This window comes from uncultured Cyclobacterium sp., assembly GCF_963977555.1.
Taxonomy (GTDB): Bacteria; Bacteroidota; Bacteroidia; order Cytophagales; family Cyclobacteriaceae; genus Cyclobacterium.
On sequence record NZ_CAXBPD010000005.1, the window covers coordinates 124,291 to 144,157 of the forward strand.

13 protein-coding genes are annotated in these 19,867 nt (G+C 30.4%); 6 read left to right on the forward strand and 7 right to left on the reverse strand.

Features of this window, described 5'->3' with window-relative positions; translation table 11 throughout:
• Nucleotides 1–4: 4 nt before the first annotated feature.
• From AAC073_RS07800 to AAC073_RS07830, 7 genes are all read right to left on the reverse strand, one after another.
• A complete protein-coding gene (locus AAC073_RS07800) occupies nucleotides 5–922 on the reverse strand; it encodes a glycosyltransferase (protein WP_339923291.1) in 918 nt (305 codons plus the stop codon).
• Between the two features lie 7 nt (nucleotides 923–929).
• Nucleotides 930–1,994 carry a glycosyltransferase gene (locus AAC073_RS07805; RefSeq protein ID WP_339923292.1) on the reverse strand — a complete coding sequence of 355 codons (1,065 nt, stop codon included), beginning with the start codon at nucleotides 1,992–1,994 and terminating at the stop codon, nucleotides 930–932.
• Between the two features lie 142 nt (nucleotides 1,995–2,136).
• Nucleotides 2,137–3,465, reverse strand: coding sequence for a glycosyltransferase (locus AAC073_RS07810; RefSeq protein WP_339923293.1), 1,329 nt, complete (start codon nucleotides 3,463–3,465; stop codon nucleotides 2,137–2,139).
• A gap of 38 nt (nucleotides 3,466–3,503) precedes the next feature.
• Nucleotides 3,504–4,802: a hypothetical protein gene (locus tag AAC073_RS07815; protein ID WP_339923294.1), complete on the reverse strand. Its 1,299-nt coding sequence runs from the start codon at nucleotides 4,800–4,802 to the stop codon at nucleotides 3,504–3,506.
• A gap of 187 nt (nucleotides 4,803–4,989) precedes the next feature.
• Nucleotides 4,990–6,357, reverse strand: a complete 1,368-nt coding sequence (locus tag AAC073_RS07820; protein ID WP_339923295.1) for an oligosaccharide flippase family protein — start codon at nucleotides 6,355–6,357, stop codon at nucleotides 4,990–4,992.
• Nucleotides 6,358–7,086: 729 nt separating this feature from the next.
• Nucleotides 7,087–9,378, reverse strand: a complete 2,292-nt coding sequence (locus AAC073_RS07825; RefSeq protein WP_339923296.1) for a polysaccharide biosynthesis tyrosine autokinase — start codon at nucleotides 9,376–9,378, stop codon at nucleotides 7,087–7,089.
• Nucleotides 9,379–9,385: 7 nt separating this feature from the next.
• Entirely contained in the window at nucleotides 9,386–10,180 is a 795-nt protein-coding gene (locus AAC073_RS07830) for a polysaccharide biosynthesis/export family protein (protein ID WP_339923297.1), read from the reverse strand.
• A 1,389-nt stretch (nucleotides 10,181–11,569) separates the two neighbouring features.
• On the opposite strand from AAC073_RS07830, the gene AAC073_RS07835 reads away from it, so the two are divergent.
• The 6 genes from AAC073_RS07835 to AAC073_RS07860 all read left to right on the forward strand — a co-directional run bounded on the left by AAC073_RS07835 (nucleotide 11,570) and on the right by AAC073_RS07860 (nucleotide 19,819).
• On the forward strand, nucleotides 11,570–13,909 hold the full coding sequence (locus tag AAC073_RS07835; RefSeq protein ID WP_339923298.1) for a GNVR domain-containing protein: 2,340 nt from the start codon (nucleotides 11,570–11,572) through the stop codon (nucleotides 13,907–13,909).
• A 72-nt stretch (nucleotides 13,910–13,981) separates the two neighbouring features.
• Nucleotides 13,982–15,385: an oligosaccharide flippase family protein gene (locus tag AAC073_RS07840; protein WP_339923299.1), complete on the forward strand. Its 1,404-nt coding sequence runs from the start codon at nucleotides 13,982–13,984 to the stop codon at nucleotides 15,383–15,385.
• 143 nt (nucleotides 15,386–15,528) lie between these two features.
• Complete coding sequence (locus AAC073_RS07845) at nucleotides 15,529–16,668, forward strand: hypothetical protein (RefSeq protein ID WP_339923300.1); 1,140 nt, start codon at nucleotides 15,529–15,531, stop codon at nucleotides 16,666–16,668.
• Nucleotides 16,665–17,690 carry a glycosyltransferase family 2 protein gene (locus AAC073_RS07850; RefSeq protein WP_339923301.1) on the forward strand — a complete coding sequence of 342 codons (1,026 nt, stop codon included), beginning with the start codon at nucleotides 16,665–16,667 and terminating at the stop codon, nucleotides 17,688–17,690. Before AAC073_RS07845 ends, AAC073_RS07850 begins: the two co-directional genes overlap by 4 nt.
• A 30-nt stretch (nucleotides 17,691–17,720) precedes the next feature.
• The gene (locus tag AAC073_RS07855) at nucleotides 17,721–18,827 is read left to right on the forward strand and encodes a glycosyltransferase (protein WP_339923302.1); all 1,107 of its coding nucleotides are present in this window, start codon (nucleotides 17,721–17,723) and stop codon (nucleotides 18,825–18,827) included.
• A gap of 8 nt (nucleotides 18,828–18,835) precedes the next feature.
• On the forward strand, nucleotides 18,836–19,819 hold the full coding sequence (locus tag AAC073_RS07860; protein WP_339923303.1) for a glycosyltransferase family 4 protein: 984 nt from the start codon (nucleotides 18,836–18,838) through the stop codon (nucleotides 19,817–19,819).
• Nucleotides 19,820–19,867: the final 48 nt, after the last annotated feature.

Sequence of the window (19,867 nt, forward strand, 5' to 3'; positions counted from 1 at the left end):
GAGATTAATATTTGGTAATTAACATATCATTAATTGTATTAAGAATTTTCCTCCTAGTTAATTGGGGTAAACTAAATGGTCTTCGCATTTGTCGTTGCAAGCTGGGAACGATTACTTCCGGAGAACAAAAAACAAAATCAAAATTTTGCCCATTATCCTGTGGAGTTTTTGTAAAATCAATTCCAGATGTATTAGTAGACTCGACATCAAAACCAATATTCTTGGTTTTGGAAATGACAGGATAAATAACTTTTAAGTTACTTTCAGAAACGTGTACTTGCATCTGAATATCCCAGGTTGAAATTTTTCCACTAATTTGCTTTTTCAGCATCCTATACAAATCATATCCCTCACTATTTAAACGGCGCTTGAATCCAGGCGAAGATTGCATTAAACTAATCAATCCACTTTTGTCCCAAATTACATCTTTCACCCTATTAGACCAGCTAGCCCACCCATAGGAGCAAAATCTTTTGAAAACCATGCTATCATATTTATAATTGCCCTTATGAATAGCATAACTGAAGCCTGATACACAAAAAACAGATTCTTGATCTTGATAAAAAGTTAACGCCTCAAGCATATATTTCAAGAAATTGGGAGTAACAACTATATCATCCTCAACTACAATAAACTCATCAAAATTATTACATAAATAATTAAACGCAGTAATAAAATTAGGACCAGTAGTCATATTTTTCTCTCTAAAGCACTTGTGAACTTTTTTAAACCCAGTGATTGAATCAATAAACGATCTGGTTTCAAGAACAGCCTGTTTGTCCTTTTCATTTTTATAACCATCACAGAAAAAAACAACTTCAAGAGAAGCACATTCTGAATTCTTGAGCAATGCTTCAATACTAGCTTTTAGTTTAGCTGCACGCTTGTAACAAAACACTGCAATAACTGTAGATTTATTCATAGTGGTATTATTCTCTGTTGATACTATTTTCCAGGTAATATCTATCAATTGAATTTTTCATCTTTTGATAGTTTTTTATCCAATTGTGATTTTCTAAAATAAAATTATATGAATGATTGATCTTTGATTCGACTAATTCAGGATTAGTTTTGATAAATTCGATAACATCAATTAATTCATTTAAATTTTTATAAGTAAAGTATCCATTTTTCAAACTCTTGAAAGCATACATATTATGTTCTAATCCTACTACAATTTTTTGGTGGGCCATAGCATCTAACACTTTGTTAAGAATTCCACATTCCTTTCTAAGCGTAGTGATGTAAATATCAATTCCGTTGAAGAAATCCCACAAATCATCAATTTCACCAAGATGTTCTATATTGTGTTGTTTGAAGAGATTAAGCGTAAAATCATCGGCACCACGTCCTGCGGTAATAATCTTTAGACCAGGATAAATTTTCTTTAATTCTGGTAGATAGTCCGTAAAAAACCAATTTACATCATTATAATTACCAGCTCCCCAGTAAGAAAGTATCCCCAAAGTGAAATTAAAAGTTTTAGATTGTTTTTTTGTCAAATCAGGGAAATCCGCTCCATTAGTTATTACTTCAATATTGGAACAATTGAATTTATTTTCTAAATAAGATGCATCATGTTCTGAAACAACAATTACTTTATCAAAACTACGAATTACCCTTTTTTCTACAAAATAGTATTTCACATAACGCAGGCTAGCTCCAATTAAAAATTTATTAAAAAATAATTTACGTTGAATATAAAACCTCATCATGCTAGCAAAACATAAGGTGGTAGAATCCATAAGAAAGGTTATTTCTCCCTTTCTAAACCTTTTCAAATAAAGATTAGAAGCTACAATTCCGAAAGGAATAATTTTATGATTATCTTTTACTTCTTCTAAGGAGTTAATTGTTTTTACATTATCAAAGACATCCTTAACTTTATCTATAATCTTCGAAAACCCTGGAAATTTTTCATTCACTTTGTCCACGAAAAAATAGTACGCCGAATCATAACCATCAGATACCTTTATTTTTGATTTTATATTCATTTTACCCATGACCAATTTTATTATTAAAATTTAATACTATAAATTTATATTAGAAATTTCCATATCAAATAAAATTCATGCATTGACAAAAGTTAAAATGATAAGATAATTATGAAATTGATTATATTAATAAGAATAAGTTTTAAAATTTAATTAAAGAGCAAATAAGCTGTTTAAATTGTTTTGTCACTATATTAGAATCATGATTTTTTTCAGCTACATTGATTGCATTTTGAGCAATCCTTTCTCTCTCTTTCTTATTTTCAACCAAGTTTATAATTCCATCACTCAACAAAGCAACATCATTTTTCGTAAATACCTTTGCCCAATTAAATTCTTGAGCATATTTAACCATAGCTGTTTCTTCAGGAGCGAGAACTATAATCGGTGTACCACTTATCATATACTCAGAAACTTTTGTTGGCATAGAGTACTTAATATACCTTATAGAATTTGACATAAAATCATAGGGTAGCACAAGAAAATCGGCTTCAGAAAATTTTCTTGGCAAATCATTATATTGGACAAAGGATCTATGTTCGACACACATATATTTATCGAACCAATTTAACTTTTCTTGAGTCTGTAGGACAAATCTCATATTAATACCAAGTTCTATATTTACTTTAGTTACAGCCTCAGCAATTAATTCTAATGAACTTTCTATACCAACTCCCATTCTCCCTGCATACAAAATTTCACATGATTCATTTATTTCATAATTACTTCTTTGATGTTGTTTCCAAAATTCAATATTAATAGGATTATGAAATGTAATAAAATTTTTGTCGTATCTCATTTTATACTCTTTTGCCATTTCATCACTGATACCCATTAGAACATCAGCTCTATTGAATAATAATTTCAACTCATCATCAATTTTATTATGCCAATACTTTTTAAAAAGCCCAGTTGAACTTATAAATGATGGCCAATCATCCATAATATGAATTATCAAAGGTATTTTCAAGTAGGTATGAAGCTCTTTTGTGAAAAGAATTTCATCCCTTGCTTGAACCTGTATATATAGAATATCTGGATTGAATTCTTTTAGCCAAAGACTAAATTCATCTGAAATGTTAATGGATGAAAGTTTATGGAAAATTCCAAAATATTTTAACAATGGATAAAACAAAAGGTCAACAATACTTTGTCTTAAGTTAGGTTTTTGGTAAATATTTGGCGTATGTTTAGAATTATTAGTTTCCAAATTTTCTTTATCAATATCAATTATCCCAGAGCTGAATTTTCGCTGAAATTTATTGAATGGAAAGATCCATTTATTTTCATTAATTCCAAGTTGGTAATATGAATCGCATATGTCAGTATTTAGGTTCCTAAGCATATGCCCAGTTCCTACAACAGCAATTTTGTTTTTATCCCATCCACGAAAAAGATTTGATAAGGTAATTCCACCTCCTGTATTTTGATTGAACGGTTGACCGAAAATTAAGACTTTAGGCAATCCCATAGCATTAGCAAGGTTAATAATTAATAAAGTACTCTGTTTTAGATTGAAAAAATTACTTTTCTTTTTCTAATCAGACTATCATTCGATAGAATTCTTAATAAAACACTTTCAGGTATCTTTCGAATCGATTTTGAATAGCAAATTCCTACCGATATCCATACTAATATATGATTTAAGCAAAAACTATAGACATTAGCCGGATACAATTCCAATACCCAAATTAAAATCCAAATAGCAGCAGCCTTAGAAAGAAGATTATTTGAATAAAAAACACCTTTCACTATTGCAGGAATTAATATAAGCAATAAAAGTCCGAGACTAATCACTCCTCCCTTTAAAATAATATTTAAATACTCTGTTTCAATCATTTTCCGATATCCTGAATTATCATTTAAATCTATACCAGAACAATAGTATTTTCCATTAATTCCTTTACCTATAATCCAATCGATATTATTCATATCTTCATAGAGACAATCTTCGACATTAGTTCGTGTATCTTCATAAACCCTTTCGGTTAACAAACTAAAGACACCATTTTTATTTTCATTATAAATTTTAATCCCGTACAAAAATATAGAGGATCCCAATATAAGAGAGAAAATTAATATTAAGAATTTCCTCTTCCCTATACTAAGGTAAAACATGAAAGTAAAAAGTAGTGGGGTTATATTCATGAATAATAATGTTCTACGTGCACGTATTATTGCAAAAACCACACTTAGAGTAATTATTAAAGCAGCAAAAATTTTCTTTCTATTAGAATGATATAAAAACGTAAGAAATATAAACCCAATTGGCACACTTAAAATTTTAGTGAAGTGTTCAAAGGTAAACTTTGTATCGTTATTTATATAATTTAAATTCATTAAATTATTAAAGAACAATACAGTATAAATTATAAACAAAATTCCTAAAATAAAGATAACATTATAAATTTTCTTATAAATAAAAATATTTTTTGGAAATAGCAATATCAGTGGGACAAAATAACGAAATACACCTCCATCCACATCAAATAAATAACTCTTTAAATCCTCATATTCAAAGGAAAATCCTCTGGAAATAACAGATAATTGCCAAGAGCAATAAATAATAAAAACTATTTTCAAATATTTATTATCAAACTTCCAGTGGATTAAATTTATAGCGGTTGGTAAAAATAATAAAATGCCCAATAATTGGGATAATTGACAAATAATATAGCTAACGGTAGTTGTTGTAGATAGAGTGAATCCAGCAAAATAAATAACAACACCTAGCCAAAATAGATCAAGGGTTTTATTAATTTTATGATTAAAAATTAAATCTAAAAATTTTACTGAATTATTTAACATTTAAATTATTATTTATGACAGCTAAGATATTTAAAGTTGCAAACTTATTAATTAATTTAAACATAGAATTAATTATAGTAAAATAATAAACAGAAGTTCTAATAGATAGGTTTATTCGAAAAAATAAATTTGCTTAAATACAATTTTTAAAATAACAACAATTATCGAATAATAAAATCATTTATTCTTATCTTATCCAAATACCCTTTTTATTTTTAATTATAACTTGGTAATATTGTACTGGTGCCATTATCATACCATTCAGGTTAGCGACAACTGAAGCTATAAATAATGAATAAACACCCATATTATAGTGATGAATAAATATATAAGCAGTAATCAAATATATAAATGGACTAAACAGACATATTAAAAATTGGATCCTTAAAGCACTAATACCATTTAAAAAGATTACATATTTGAGTCCAAATATATGAGTATTTACAAAAATAAAGCCCCAAAATGAAAGAGAAAAACTTATATCCACTTTACCTTTCCCTAGCCATAACTCATAAAAATTATTTGAAAAAATCAGCATAAAAACAGATACTAAAAACACAAGTACATTGAGATAATTATATTTTCTAATACCATTTTTAATCCATTCAAGATCTTTGTTAAAATATGCTTCAGTTGATGCAGACCAAAATGGAGTTACAAAAATTATAAAAACCATACTAAGTATCGAAAAAAATTTATATACAATATTGAACGAAGTCACCTCTGCTGGTCCAAAATTTCTTGATATGAGAATATTTGCAGTTTCGAGTTGCACCACTACTGCAAATTGAATAACGAAAAAGGTTAACCCTAAATTAAAAAGACCTTTTGCGTAAGAAAAATCTATTTTAGAAAACCTAGGTTTATATTTTTTATATTTTTTTCTGAATAAAATTATATTAGCAGAAATTAATGTAATGATTGGTGATAAACATAAGGCAATACCAAGGTAAACCAAAGAGCCTTCAGTAGTTCGAAGTAAAACAAAAATTATCCCTAGTGAAAGTATTTGAGGAATAGCATCTATTAGTGAAGCTTTTGCGGGCTCTTGGTCTGCAAGAATAATGGCATTAATTACTTTTAAAATGAAAGACAAACAAAAATAGGTCACCACAATAATAACCAATAATGATAATTCTGGTTCAATTGTGGCAGATAAGTTAAGCATTTTAGTCCAACTCAAATAAGGATTTAACAATAGAAATAAAATCCAAAGTCCACTGAAAATTAAGGCCAAAATTGCATAGGTTGTACTTACATAAATCTGAGCAGTTGCGGTATCCCCTTTGGCTTTTGCCTCAGCAAACTTATTCCGTAAACCATGAGTTAAACCAATATCAAAAAAACTAAACCAACCGATTATAGAACTAATTGTCAGCCATATACCATACTGGGATGAATTAACGTAATTAATCGTCAATGGTATTAAAACTAAGCTTGATCCAACACTCATCCCTTTAATAATAAATGAAGCCAATATGTTTTTCTTGGCTTTAACACTTCGTTCTTTGCCCTTAATAAAAAATTTTGTAAAAAACTGAAAAATATTTTTCATGAAAATAAAAGAGATATTTTAAACTAAATTATGTATTAACTTTAATGTATTTGCGGATTAAAACACAAATCCAAAACTTATTATTAATTTATGTTATTGGAACTTTTGATATTTAATCTAAGTACTATGTCTTATGACATGATATAAAGATTAGCTCAAATTATAGTAAATCAAAAACGAATTATTGCAAACTTTGATATTAAATGATATAGGAATCTTTCTAAAGATCACCCCTACATAATCAATTAATTTTGAAATAATTAAAATTTTCGAAATTTATTTTGTTAAAAATTATATACTACAATAAATAATTCTTTCTTTGATGAATATAGTAACTTAGTTCTAAATATATCTTAGAACTAAGTTATCCCTCTTAAAATTGATTTGTTGTAGATATATTTTAATAAGTAACAGTTCTCAATTAATAAATTGTTAAAAAATAAAACGTTTATAAAAAGTTAAATACCATGTCTTTATTCCATAATATCATGCTAGATAATAACTATTTTGTTGGTAGAATCTATTTAATTTTTAAAACTTAGTCCTTTAAATTTCGTGATAATCATAATAAATTAGTGGCAATTATTTAACACTTTTTAAACAGAAATAACCAATATTTACATGCCTATTAGTTAACTACAATTAATTCTAAAGATATATTTAGCAATTACTATTTATATGCTTACATTCCCTTATGATTAACACTAGATTGTATGTGAATTATAATATTTACCTTTTATTATATCCATATCCCATCTGTTCGCTAATCAACTTATTATCGTTTAAAACAATACTTAAATTATTGATATTTTTATTTTTCAATTCACTTAAAACAACCCTGAGTAATCGTTTTTTAGTGATATTGCAACGTGCAATAATCAAATTTAAACTAGCGAATTTGAAAATAGTTAGTGCATCTGACACCTGAGCTAAAGGTGGTGTATCAATAATAATATATTCGTAATTCTTTTTGAGGAAATCAAATAGGTCTTTTATAATTTCTTTTTCCATCAAATCCAAAGGATTTGATGGAACTGGTCCCGAATGGATAATATCGAGATTTGCAAACTCACTACCATGAATTATTTCATCCATCGTTATTTCATCGTTTAAAAATAGACTTAATCCTGCGGAATTTTGTGTATCCCCTATAATCGAGTTAGGGTTGCGCAAATCGAAATTAAGTAAAATGGTTTTCTTTCCCATTTGTGCGTATGAAGCGGCAATATTGAGCGCATTAAATGTTTTTCCTTCACCAGATACACAGGATGTAACCAAAATTATTCTGTCGACACTGCTTCTAAGTGCAAAATTAATATTAGTGCGCAATGTTCGAAATGTTTCTGCTGTTTTGTCATCGGGAGAAGTAACGAATACATTATTCTCCTGTTTGTTGTTGTGATGAAAAACTTTGCCGAGAATCCTAGCATTTGTAATAGCTTCAACATCCTCCTGTGAAGAGATTGTGTTTTTTAGACTTTCCTTTGCATAAATTAATCCAGCAGGAAAACCCAAACCGAGCATAATGGCTATAGCTAATATTATTAATTTCTTTGGGGACTTTTCTGTACCTGAATAGGCACTATCTATTATCCTGGCATCTGTTAATGTAGCTGCATAGCTTAATGATAATTCCTCCTTTTTTTGTAACAAATAAATATAAAGATCTTCTTTAATTGTTTGTTGCCTTTTTATGCCGATCAATTGTCTTTCCTGACTGGGAATACTCCGTATTGAAGATTCATATTTTAAATTAAATGATTCTAATTCCTGCTTAATATTAACTAGGGCTAATTTAGTATTGACAATATTATTTTTTATTGCCTCCCTTGTAGCATTGATTTGACGATTTAAGGGATTAAAAACAGGATTGTTTTCTGGAGTAGTGGCTAGAAGTTCAGCCTTTTTATTTTGGAGTTGGGATAATTGTTGAATAAGTTGATTTAGGCCTGGGTCTGAAATCCCTACTACTGAGGGTAAATTTTCAGCTTTTTCAGAAGTGTTTAAAAAAGTTTCTATGCCATCTATTACATTTAGTTGCACATTGACTTCATTCAACCGGGTATCATTTGCTTGAACATTTTCAAGGTAAACTTCTGATTGAGAAGTTATGTTTGTTAACCCCCTGCTTTTTCTAAAATTCTCAACTTCTGCTTCTGAGGTATTCAATTCTCCAGAGAGGGATGCTAATCTTTGGTCTATAAAGTTAAGAGTACTTTGGTTTTTTGTTGCCTTCGCAGCTATAGACGCAGAGTTGTAATGCTCGATCAGAGTATTGAGAAAATCTTTTCCCCTTTGCGCTAATTCATCCGAAACCATTAAGCTTACTACTGGTGCATCTTCATTTAACATTTGGACTTCCAAGTTTTCCTGAAAAAAATTCGCAGTTCTTTCAGGACTTGATACTGAAACTTTTATTGTTTCTCCAATGAAATCCTCTACATTGTTAACAGCCTCAAGTTTCCAAGCACCAAATTCATTTTTATAATCCTGATTAAAATTATACTCCTTATTTTTGTCGATAGCGTCATGTAAAATAAAAGTTTTATTATTCTTTATTAAAATCTCAAATTCTACGTCTTCATCACCCACTAATTGATTCAACATTTTAAGTTGAACTGGACTTTCTGAATACAAATCCCTTTTTTTATAGCCACTTTTTATTTGATACCTTGTTGCTAATTCTAAAGCATTCACAACCTGAAGAATCAAATTGCGGGACTTTAATACCTCAATTTCATTTTCAACTAGCTTAGAAGATTGGTTTACTTCGATTTCCTGTAATGATGCTTTTTCATTACTTGCTTTCCTCTCATCCTGGATTAGTAATGTCGCCTTAATTTCATATTCTGGTTTGTAAAAATAAATATAAACGATGGCCAACGAAACTGTCACTAAAAGACTGATCATAAAATATCGCCAATGAAACATATACTTGGTCAAGAATTGGCGAAAATCAAACGAATCTTCATGTTCAAAATTATTGAGATTGGAATACATATCGTTTTCTTTGATACTCATTTAATAACTATCTGTAAAGGGTAGAAAAGATGATTGCCACTACAGACATGGCAGATAATAAAATAGTAGCATTTCTGTATCCCCGATCCACGGTGGCAAACTTTGTCTTATCAGGCTGTACATAAAGCACGTCATTATTTTTTAGGTAATAATAAGGGGATTCAAACATTTTCTTTGAAGTCAAATCAACCGGGATATATTCCCTTTTTCCTTCAAACTCTCTAACAAGCATAATTTGACGTACTGCAGTAATTTGAAGATCTCCTGCTAGACTTAAGGCTTCGGCAATCGTGATTCTTTCGTTCTGAACATCGTAAACCCCTGGTTTCAAAACATCACCAAATACCGAGATTTTGAAATTGAGTATCCGTATATTTACTACTGGTTCGCTGAGATAAGTAAGTAAAAGGTTTTTTAAATTATTCCGAATCTCTGCAGTGGTAAGCCCTGCTACTTTCATGCTGCCAATTAGGGGAATTTCGATATTCCCTTGTTGATCCACCAGATACCCAACTACAGGATTGTCTGCAGAATTATCAAAATTATTCCCATTGACTCTATTTAGGTTATAATTGAAAATTGCAGATGCTTCCGGATTTAAACTACTTACATTTATACCCAAAATATCCTCTGGTTGGATGGTCAGTGGTGAATAATTTTCGATTTGTTCAATGGTAGGATTTATTTTATCCAAATCATGAAAATAGGGTATTTTTCTATAAGTACTACAGGAACAAATAATCCACAAAAGAATAAATGCGTAGAAATTAATTCGTTTTCTAATAATTTTTTGGATAAACATTTCTTTTGTTTTTCAAAATAGGTATTTAATTAACAAAGCTTCGCCCGGTCAGTCACACAATATATGCTGACTTCGGAATAGGTAATATGACTCCAATTCTTACTCAGAATGATGGAATGAACACTATATTTAATAGCTAACAGGTTTTTACATTCCAATAGGCAGAATCTCCAGAAGATTCTTAACCTTTTCACTAAATAAACATAAAAATTTGTTGATATTTAACGTTTTTTTATATTTGAAAAGCATTATTCTAGGTGTTTAAGTCATAAATGTATAAAAAAACTTTTTAACCTGAAGCCTTTCTTTTTAAAAAATTTTAAAGAATCCTGATTTTTTCAATAGTGTCCAAGTTACACTTTAAAAATGTAAGTAAATTATTTAGCAGACAAGGCTAGCATGGTCTTTATTATCCGAAAAACAAGTAAATCCATGATTAATTTTCAAATTAAAAATGATAGCTATTCTTAATTAAATATAGGATAGAAGTGAAGTCAATCTGAACTTAATCTAAGGAAATTCACTACTTAAAACCCTAAAGTCATTTAACCTTTCTTTACAATTAATAGCTATAATTTACTCCGCGAAACTTCATTAAGGCTATTAGTCAATACTTATATACCTTATTTATTAAGCTATTAATCACCTCATTTATAGTAGAAATACAATCTGCCATGAGCCACCGGAATCTTAACTAAAAAGACTTTTTTATCGGAAAAAATTAAACTAATGATTGTATTTATGATCCTTATTACACCACACTATATATTGCAACCATTCCTACCCACAATTTTCAAACTAACCCGAATTTGAACCGTAAATATAAAAATTATTAAAGAAATTACTTTTGAAATAAAATATATAATTTATCATAAAAAGTCTATATACAGATAGTAAATAATACAAATTTTATTTTTAATTATAATTTAAAGATAATGACTTTATATCAATTAATCATTTAAGGGTTAAATATGGATTATTTTAACAATTTAATATTTATTTTATTCGGCTATTAAACAATACACAACCATATTTAATGGTTGAATCATCATCTTCAAATTCTTTTTATTGTAAAATAAAATAAATTAAGAATTTAATTTCTTTTATCATTCAAAAGTTTGTCATAAATTGAAATGTATTTCACATGCACAAAATTGAAATTTGCAAACCTTTGTAAGGTATATTGAAATCGGCATCACAAACAACCGCTTTTTTTAAAAATTCTATAATTAAAGTATACCCTTCTATTCAAGATTAACAAATCAGTTTTGATAGAAGCTATCTTTTAATCAAAAATTTAAATCACATTTCTGTGATTGACCTGACGAAGTTGTATCCATTTGAAACAAATCGATTCGAATTGTATAAAACATTATTTTAATAAATAATATGAACATAAAAGAGTTTTTATCTCTAGAGGTAGATTTAAATAAATCCACAAGCCAACCTTTAGAATTTTACTTAAAAAAATATTTGAGGCTTTGGTATTTTTTTATTTTAAGTGTATTCATATGCATCACTATAGGAATTATTCACTTATACCTAACTCCCAGTCAATTCGAAATTGCATCTACATTACTAATTAACTCAGTTGGAGAAAATAAAAGTGGCCTAACCTCAAATGCTGTTTTGGATGACCTAGATGGCTATCAAATTTCTCATATTGTTGAAAATGAGGTCGAGGTACTGACCTCAGTGTCTTTAATTCACAAGACACTTCAAGAATTGTCAATGTATATTAACTTTTATGTAGAAGATAATTTTCATCGGAATAAAGAAATTTATGGAAAAGAAGTACCTATAAACATTATTTATCATCAATTAAGTGATCGTCCAAAATCACCTAAGGACATGGTTGTTTTGGATATAATTGATAAAGAGAAGTTTATATTAGAGATAGATGGCATTAAAAACCAGTATTTCTTCGGTGAAAAAATTCTGGTTTTTTTTGGTGAGATCACAATTTACCTTAAAAATGATTTTGATTCCTCGTATCCAAGGTCTTTGCTATTGTCCTATAATAACCTGAGAAAATTGTCTTACGAATACCAGGATTATATCAATGCTACACCTACGAATAAGTTATCGACAGTTATTTCACTTTCCCTATTAGAACCTAGCCCAGAAAAAGGTGAACAAATTCTATCAAAATTAGTAGAGGTTTATAATACTGAAGCTTTAAAAAAAATTAATTCAACAGCTGCAAACACCTTGACTTTCATTGACCAACAATTGGTTAAGCTAACTTCAGAATTAACGGAAATAGAAAGAGATGTTGAAAATTACAAAAACAAAAATGCTATTTCTGATTTAAGTGCTGAAGCAATGCTATACTTAGAAAATTCAAATGAAGCCAAGCAGAAACTATCAGATTATGATATAAATTTAGAGGTATTACAGAATCTTGAGGAGAATTTAAGCATAAATAATCCATCAGTAATGGTTCAGGGTTCCTTATTAATTGATGATACTAATCTGTCCGATCTTGTCAATAAATACAATGAGTTATTAAGGGAACGCAAGAGGCTACTTACTGGGATAACATCAGACAATCCTTTGGCAAAAACTATTGACAACCAAATTTCAAATCTAAAAATAGACTTAGTAGAAAACATTAAAAGTAATAAAAACAGCATTCAGATTGCTAAAAAAAGACTCGAAAGCAATGAATCAGAAATTGAACAACGCGCCAACAGAGTTCCTGAAATAGAGAGGGAACTACTTGAGATTACCAGACAGCAAACATCAAAACAAGAAAATTACCAGTTTTTGATGAAAAAAAGAGAGGAGGCCATCTTATCGCTAGCTGCCACTTCCGTATCCAATGCTAGAATCATTGACCCTCCTATGGCTAGTCTATACCCTACTAAACCTAAAAAGAAACTAATTTTTATGCTCGCATTATTTATCGGTGTTAGTTTTCCAATTGGATTTATTTTTCTTATTGAACATTTCGTTGAAAAAATCCGCATAAAAGAGGACTTGGAGTCGTTAACTAAGGTTCCAATAATGGGTGAAATTTCATCTTTAAAAAAACAAAAAAACCGTCACAACAGCCCTTCTAGTAATTTTTTAGTCAGAGAACAAATAAGCCTCATCTGGTCTAATATGAAATTTCTGTCCAGTGATCAGGAGAATCAAACAATACTGGTTTCTTCAAGTGTAGGGGGAGAAGGGAAAACATTTTTCAGCATTAATTTAGCAAAATCTATTGCCAGTTCCGGTAAACGAGTAGTAATCTTAGAATTTGATTTAAGAAAGCCAGCTACTTTTCAGCAGTTAGGAATGAGAAAACTCAAACCTGGTATTGCTGAATACCTATTGGACGATAAGTTTAAAACTCATGATATATTACAACTTGCAGATGACTATGCAAATATCTTCCTGGTTAATGCTGGAAAATCTTTGAGTGACTTGACTCAAATCATGAACAGCCCAAGATTGGCTAATCTATTTGAAGAGTTGAGAGAAAAATTTGACCACATAATCATTGATAGTGCTCCAATTGGCTTAGTTGCAGATGCTTTCGCTCTTTCACCATTCATAGATATGCTCGCATACGTAGTTAGGTATTACCAAACAAAGCCGAGCCATATTAAACTAATAAACAACATCTCTCAAAAAGACAAGTTTAAAAACGCTGTCTTAATTTTAAATGATGCTAAATCTGAACACACCTATACCTACGAATACGGTTACTATTATGATAAAAAATATGCGAAAACTTGATTGATCGCTCCCAAAAAAATAAGTTATTGTTTACAATGGATGGCATAATTAAGTATTCTAAGCAGTTTTTTCATGATTGAAAAAATTATTAAAAACAAGGTTTTTCAAAACTTCTCATTCCTTACTATTGGAAGCATACTTTCCCAGCTGATCGGTTTACTAACTGTACTGAAGATTACCAAAATTTTACACCCTGATGATTACGGGCTTTATACGTTCATATTGGCTCAGGGTACATTACTATTAACAATTGGGGACCTAGGTATACGCAACATCATTATCAGATCAATAGCTCGTGATCCCTTGCAGTCAAAAGACCTGGTATATAACGGTGCAATTCTACGGACAATGGCGCTTTTAATACTCGGCAGTTTTTATTTATTGTATAATCATTTTCTGGGAAACCTCAGTAACCAGGAATTTATTTTTGTGCTGTTGTTTGCTTTTGTATCCTGTTTTGGAAAACTATTTGAAACTGCTTTTTTGGGACACCAGAAAATGTTACCTCCATCGATTATCAACCTTGTATTTAGCATCTTATGGTTTCTTTTTGTTTTTCTATTACCTGCACATTTTATATCAATAGCATCATTGTTTTATTCCTTTTTATTCTTAAACCTATTAAAAAGTCTGGTATTTATTAATATCCTAAAAAAGCAAAACCTTATTCTAGGAAAAATGAGAGGCTTCCTCCCTTCCTCCATTGCAACGCTTAAAGAAAGCTGGCCTTATTTGGCATTGGTTTTGGTAATGTTGCCCTATACCAAATTAACAAACAACTTTTTAGACATCAACTCGAATAGAGAACAGATAGGTTATTTCAACCTCTCTGAAAGACTTACGGGACCAATCTCATTTGTAATGGATTTTGGATTAGTAGCAATATTTCCCAACCTATCTGCATTATGGTTTAGCAATAAAGATAAATTCAAAAAGTTCATTATTACTGGTTTTCAATATTATATGCTATTGGGAATGGTTCTATGCTTTTTATTCACTCTTTTCTCCAAAGATTTTTTTATAATAATTTTTCCTGAATCTTACCTTCCTGCGGTTACGGTTTGCCAACTGATGGTTTGGTACTTATTCTTAACCTCTGTAGATAGTCTAATTGGTACTGTTCTAGGCGCTACAAATAATGAAAAAACTATTCTACGCCTAGGTATTGTTCATTCCATTTTGTCTACACCTGTTTTATTCTTTAGCAGTCAATTCGGTGCCTTCGGTCTTACCGCTGGAATGGTTTTATCATTTACGGTTTTTCAGTTTTATTTATGGTATGTTTTAAAGAAGACCCTCTCCATAAAAATCGAGAAAAAAAACCTAATGTGGGTAATAGCAGGAATATTGTTTGGTTTTTCCTATTTCCTTGCTAGGGACTTTGGGTTCGTATACAAACTTATTATTAGTACTATTGTTCTGAGTTTGACGGGTATTTATCTATACAGGAATTTCATAACATTTAGGTCTGCATGAAATCTAAATTGATTGTACTATTCCTTTTTTTATTGACTATTATTAGTCTAAATTTTTTTGACGCGAAATTCTTAAACCCAAAGATTCTAAATTATTTGGAATTTTTGGCCGTGATGAGTACCGTATCAGTATCTAGCTATTATATGTTTGATAGAAAAGGTGGTTTTGTCTTACCTGTCCAATTGATCTCTTTTTCCATCTTTTTCGCTATCGTAATGGCCTATTACTCTTGGGATCAGAGCTTTAAAGTTAGTCTATTAGAAACCTCTCAATATCTACTATGGCCTTTATTCTTTTTTTTGCTACATGTAAAAGTGCCAATTAACACCTTGGAAAAAATAGTAATGACTTTAGGTATGGTTTACGTAATGCTATATTTCTTCCAATTTTCAAACCCATCTACGGTCTATTTTGGCAAGCCTATTTCAGGTGGAGATGAATTCTCGGAACAAAGAGGTGTTGTTAGAATTATTTTCCCCGGTGCTGGTATTTTTATACTTTCTATCTTTATTGCAATTACTAAAATCACCCAAAATTCAAAGAAAAAATGGTTTTATATCGGTTTTGCTGTTTTGGGATTAATCATTCCTGTCATGCAAGTAACAAGACAGTTTATTGCAGGTGTTTATTTGATCTATTTCTATCATTTTTTTAAAGGGCAATCACTTGCCAAAAAGTCAATTATAGTGGCTGCATTTGTGGGTGGTACTGTATTACTAATTAACTCGGACATCCCAATGATTAAAGGTGTCATAGAAACGCAGCAAAGAGATACCAAATTAGGTGAAGACTATATCCGGGTACAGGCAGGTAAATATTTTTTAACGGATTTCTCACCAAATACTATAAGTAAGTTTTTTGGGAATGGTCCACCAAGTTGGGGAATTTCAAAGTATGGTAAATTTGAAGAAAGGTTAAGTAACACCCATGAATATTTTCTTTCTGATGTAGGAATAATAGCTGTATACGCGATGTTCGGAATTTTTGCCATTATTGGATTTATACTGATGTGGTACCAAAGTTTTGTACTTGATGTCCCAAAGCAATTTGTATACGCTAAATACTATTTATGGTACCTGTTATTCACAAGTTTCACCTGGTACTCTGTTTATCATTACCATTATGTTATAGCAAACATTTTTGCACTATACATCTATCATAAATCCTATATGGATCAAAAAAAATGGGATCTGATTAAAAATTCATTAATTAAAACACCAGAGTTGGCAAAGGAGAAATATATAGTGGAATACCAAAAAGGTAAAAACCCGCTAAAAATTTGAATAAACTGATTTTATCTGTAGTCATGCCTGTATATAATGGAGAAGCACATTTAAAAGAAGCAATTCAAAGTGTACTTAACCAATCCTTTACAGATTTTGAATTGATTATTATTGATGATGGCTCCGTTGATACATCAGCTAGTATAGTTAGTGAAATTTCTGACCCAAGAATTCGCTACATTAAAAATGACTGCAATAAAGGAATTTCCTATTCAAGAAATAGAGGAATAAAAGAAGCAAAGGGAGATTTTCTGGCATGGATGGATTGCGATGACCTTATTTCTCCAAATAGGTTTGAAATCCAACTAAAATTCATGACACAAAATCCATCGGTAGGTATTTGTGGCACATGGCTTACTAGATTTGATTCGCAGTCAGTTAATACAGCAAAATCACCTGCTGACCATAACTCTATAAAAGCCTTACTCTTGTTCAAGCCCGCAATCTGGAATGCAACTGCTATTAACAGGCTAGATTGGATAAAAAAAGCAGGACTTACTTTTGACGAAAGGCTTACAGTTGCTGAAGATTTTGACTTCTACTGGAAGGCATGTAGGGAATTCCCAGTAGCAAATATACCTAATGCGCTTTATCAATATCGAGATTCGGAATCCAGTATAATGAAAAGCTTTGATAGCAAAGAAGAGCAAAGCTTTGCCATCCACAAAATTATTTATCAAAGATCTTTGGTCGAATTAGGTATAGAAGTTGAAGAAAAACACCTAAGAATGCATAGAAACATCGGGTCTACCCATCTGTTTGATTCAACATCAGAATTTAAAAATGCATTTTATTGGTTAATTTATCTTCAAGAAAACAACCGCAAAGCAAAAATTTATGAACCACAAGCTCTTGCAAAAACGCTAGGGCAGATCTTCTATTTCACAGGAAAAAAATCTTCCCAGGCAGGGTTACCTGTATTTTTCTTTTACTTAAAAAAGAGAAACCTTTTCACCCCTATGGGATTTACACCTACACTAAAGCTTTTCATTAGATGCCTGATCAAATACAATAGGTTTTAATTCTTTATTTAATTATTCCATAAGAATTTAATGAAAAAAATATTATTCGTAACCAAATCACAATATGGGTATCATATTGATCCTTACAAGTTTGGTTGTTATTTGAAAAATGACTTTCAAATCACCCACATCAGTTGGGATTTTGGCCTTCCAAAAATAAAAACCAATGGAATTAATACACTATATATTTCCAGAAAGGGGTATAAGCTTATAAGATTAAAACGGTTTTTAATACAATTATCCAAAGAAATAAAAACCCAAAAGTATGATCTTGTTTTTCTAGTATATTTTCCTGGTTGTTCTTATTTATTATGGAATAATTCTAAAGTAATTTTTAACATTGACATTCGAACAGCAACTGATACGAAAAGCAATTTTACAAACTTCTGGAAAGATGCAATTTTGAAATGGGAGTGTTCACAATTCAAACACCTTTCTATCCTGAGTTATGGTCTTGCTAAGAAACTGGCCTTTAAAAAATTTCACTATTTACCGCTAGGAGGGGAAAAGTTTTGTTATAAATATAAAACTTTCGACCAACTTAACATGCTTTATGTGGGCACTTTGGAAAATCGTGATCTACTGACTTTCGTTAAAGGGCTTCACCGATTTATCCGATCAACAAATAAGGTATCTCCAACTATTTCTTTCACAATTATTGGAGATGGACCAGGAAATGAGCGTCAGGAAATTGAGGATTACATCAAAGAAAACCATCTAAATGAAACAATTAGAACATTAGGATATATACACAATGATCAATTGAATGCCTATTTCGAAAAGGCAAATATTGGGGTATCCTACATTCCCATCACTCCCTATTACACCCATCAGCCTCCCACCAAAACTTATGAATATTTATTATCTGGTTTACCAGTATTAGCTACTGCAACTAATGAAAACATTAAAATCATAGATGAATCTTGCGGTATTCTTATTCAAGATCATGAAGAGGATATAGCTCAAGGTATTAATCGCCTGACAAGACAATTAAAACATTACGAATCTGAAAAAATCATGCAAATATGCCTTAACCAGTCATGGGTAAATATCAGCAGAAACAATCTTAGACCCTATTTAGAGTCGATCATTACTAAGCGCGAATATCAAAGTAAGTTAACCTCAAGATATATTTAGAAATAGTAATGATTAAAACCCTTTATATCACTAACATGTACCCTACACGGAATCATCCTGTAGATGGTATTTTTATTCAAGAACAAATCCTAGAAATCGCTAATTTTATTCCATTAAAAAAAGAAATTTTCTTGATTGATGCTGTTCACAAAGGGAAATTAGAATACATTAAATCAATTTATACTATCTCAAAAACCATTCAATCAAAAACTTTCGATATCATTCATATTCATTATGGCATATCAGGACTATTCCTTCTTTTCTTCAAGCCTAAACCCAAAGTATTTTTAACCTTACATGGAAGCGATATCCAGAGAAGAAAAACAAATAAATGGCAAGTATGGCTAACAAAAATAATCCTGCCAAAAATCGACAAAGTATTTGTCCAGAATCAGTTCATGAAAGAATTGGTAAAGCCATACAACTCAAATGTAGAAGTGATTACTTGTGGCGTAGACACATTTTTTTTTAAACCCGACTCCCAAGCTAATAAGCAGAAAAACTATAAATTAATTCTTTTCCCTAGTAGCCCAAACAGGGAAGTAAAAAACTATCCATTATTTATTAAAATATTTAATAGGATTAAAGAAAAGAGTTCCTTCCCCGTTGAATTTGCCTGTATAGACAAACTTAATAGGACGGAGGTTAGAAATTTATTAAGTAGGGCCGACTGTTTACTACTTACTTCAAAAACAGAAGGATCTCCCCAGGTAGTCAAAGAAGCACTCTCCTGCAATTTACCAGTTGTATCGGTCCCTGTGGGTGACGTAAATGAAATTATTAGCGGGATACCTAACTGTTATGTTGGCGCTTCTCATCAAGTAGAAGAAATGTCTGACCTAGTTATTCGAGTATTTAAAGCTGAGAAAAAAGACATAAGAAATGTTTTTTTACAAAAGGAAGAATACGATTATAAGTCAATAGCGCACTCCATATCGGCTCACTATTTACAAAGTTTAGAGAAAACAAAAATCCCTAAATCAAGGATCTAAGCACTCTGATTTCATTGGGCATTATTTTAAAGATTATTAATTGCGGCA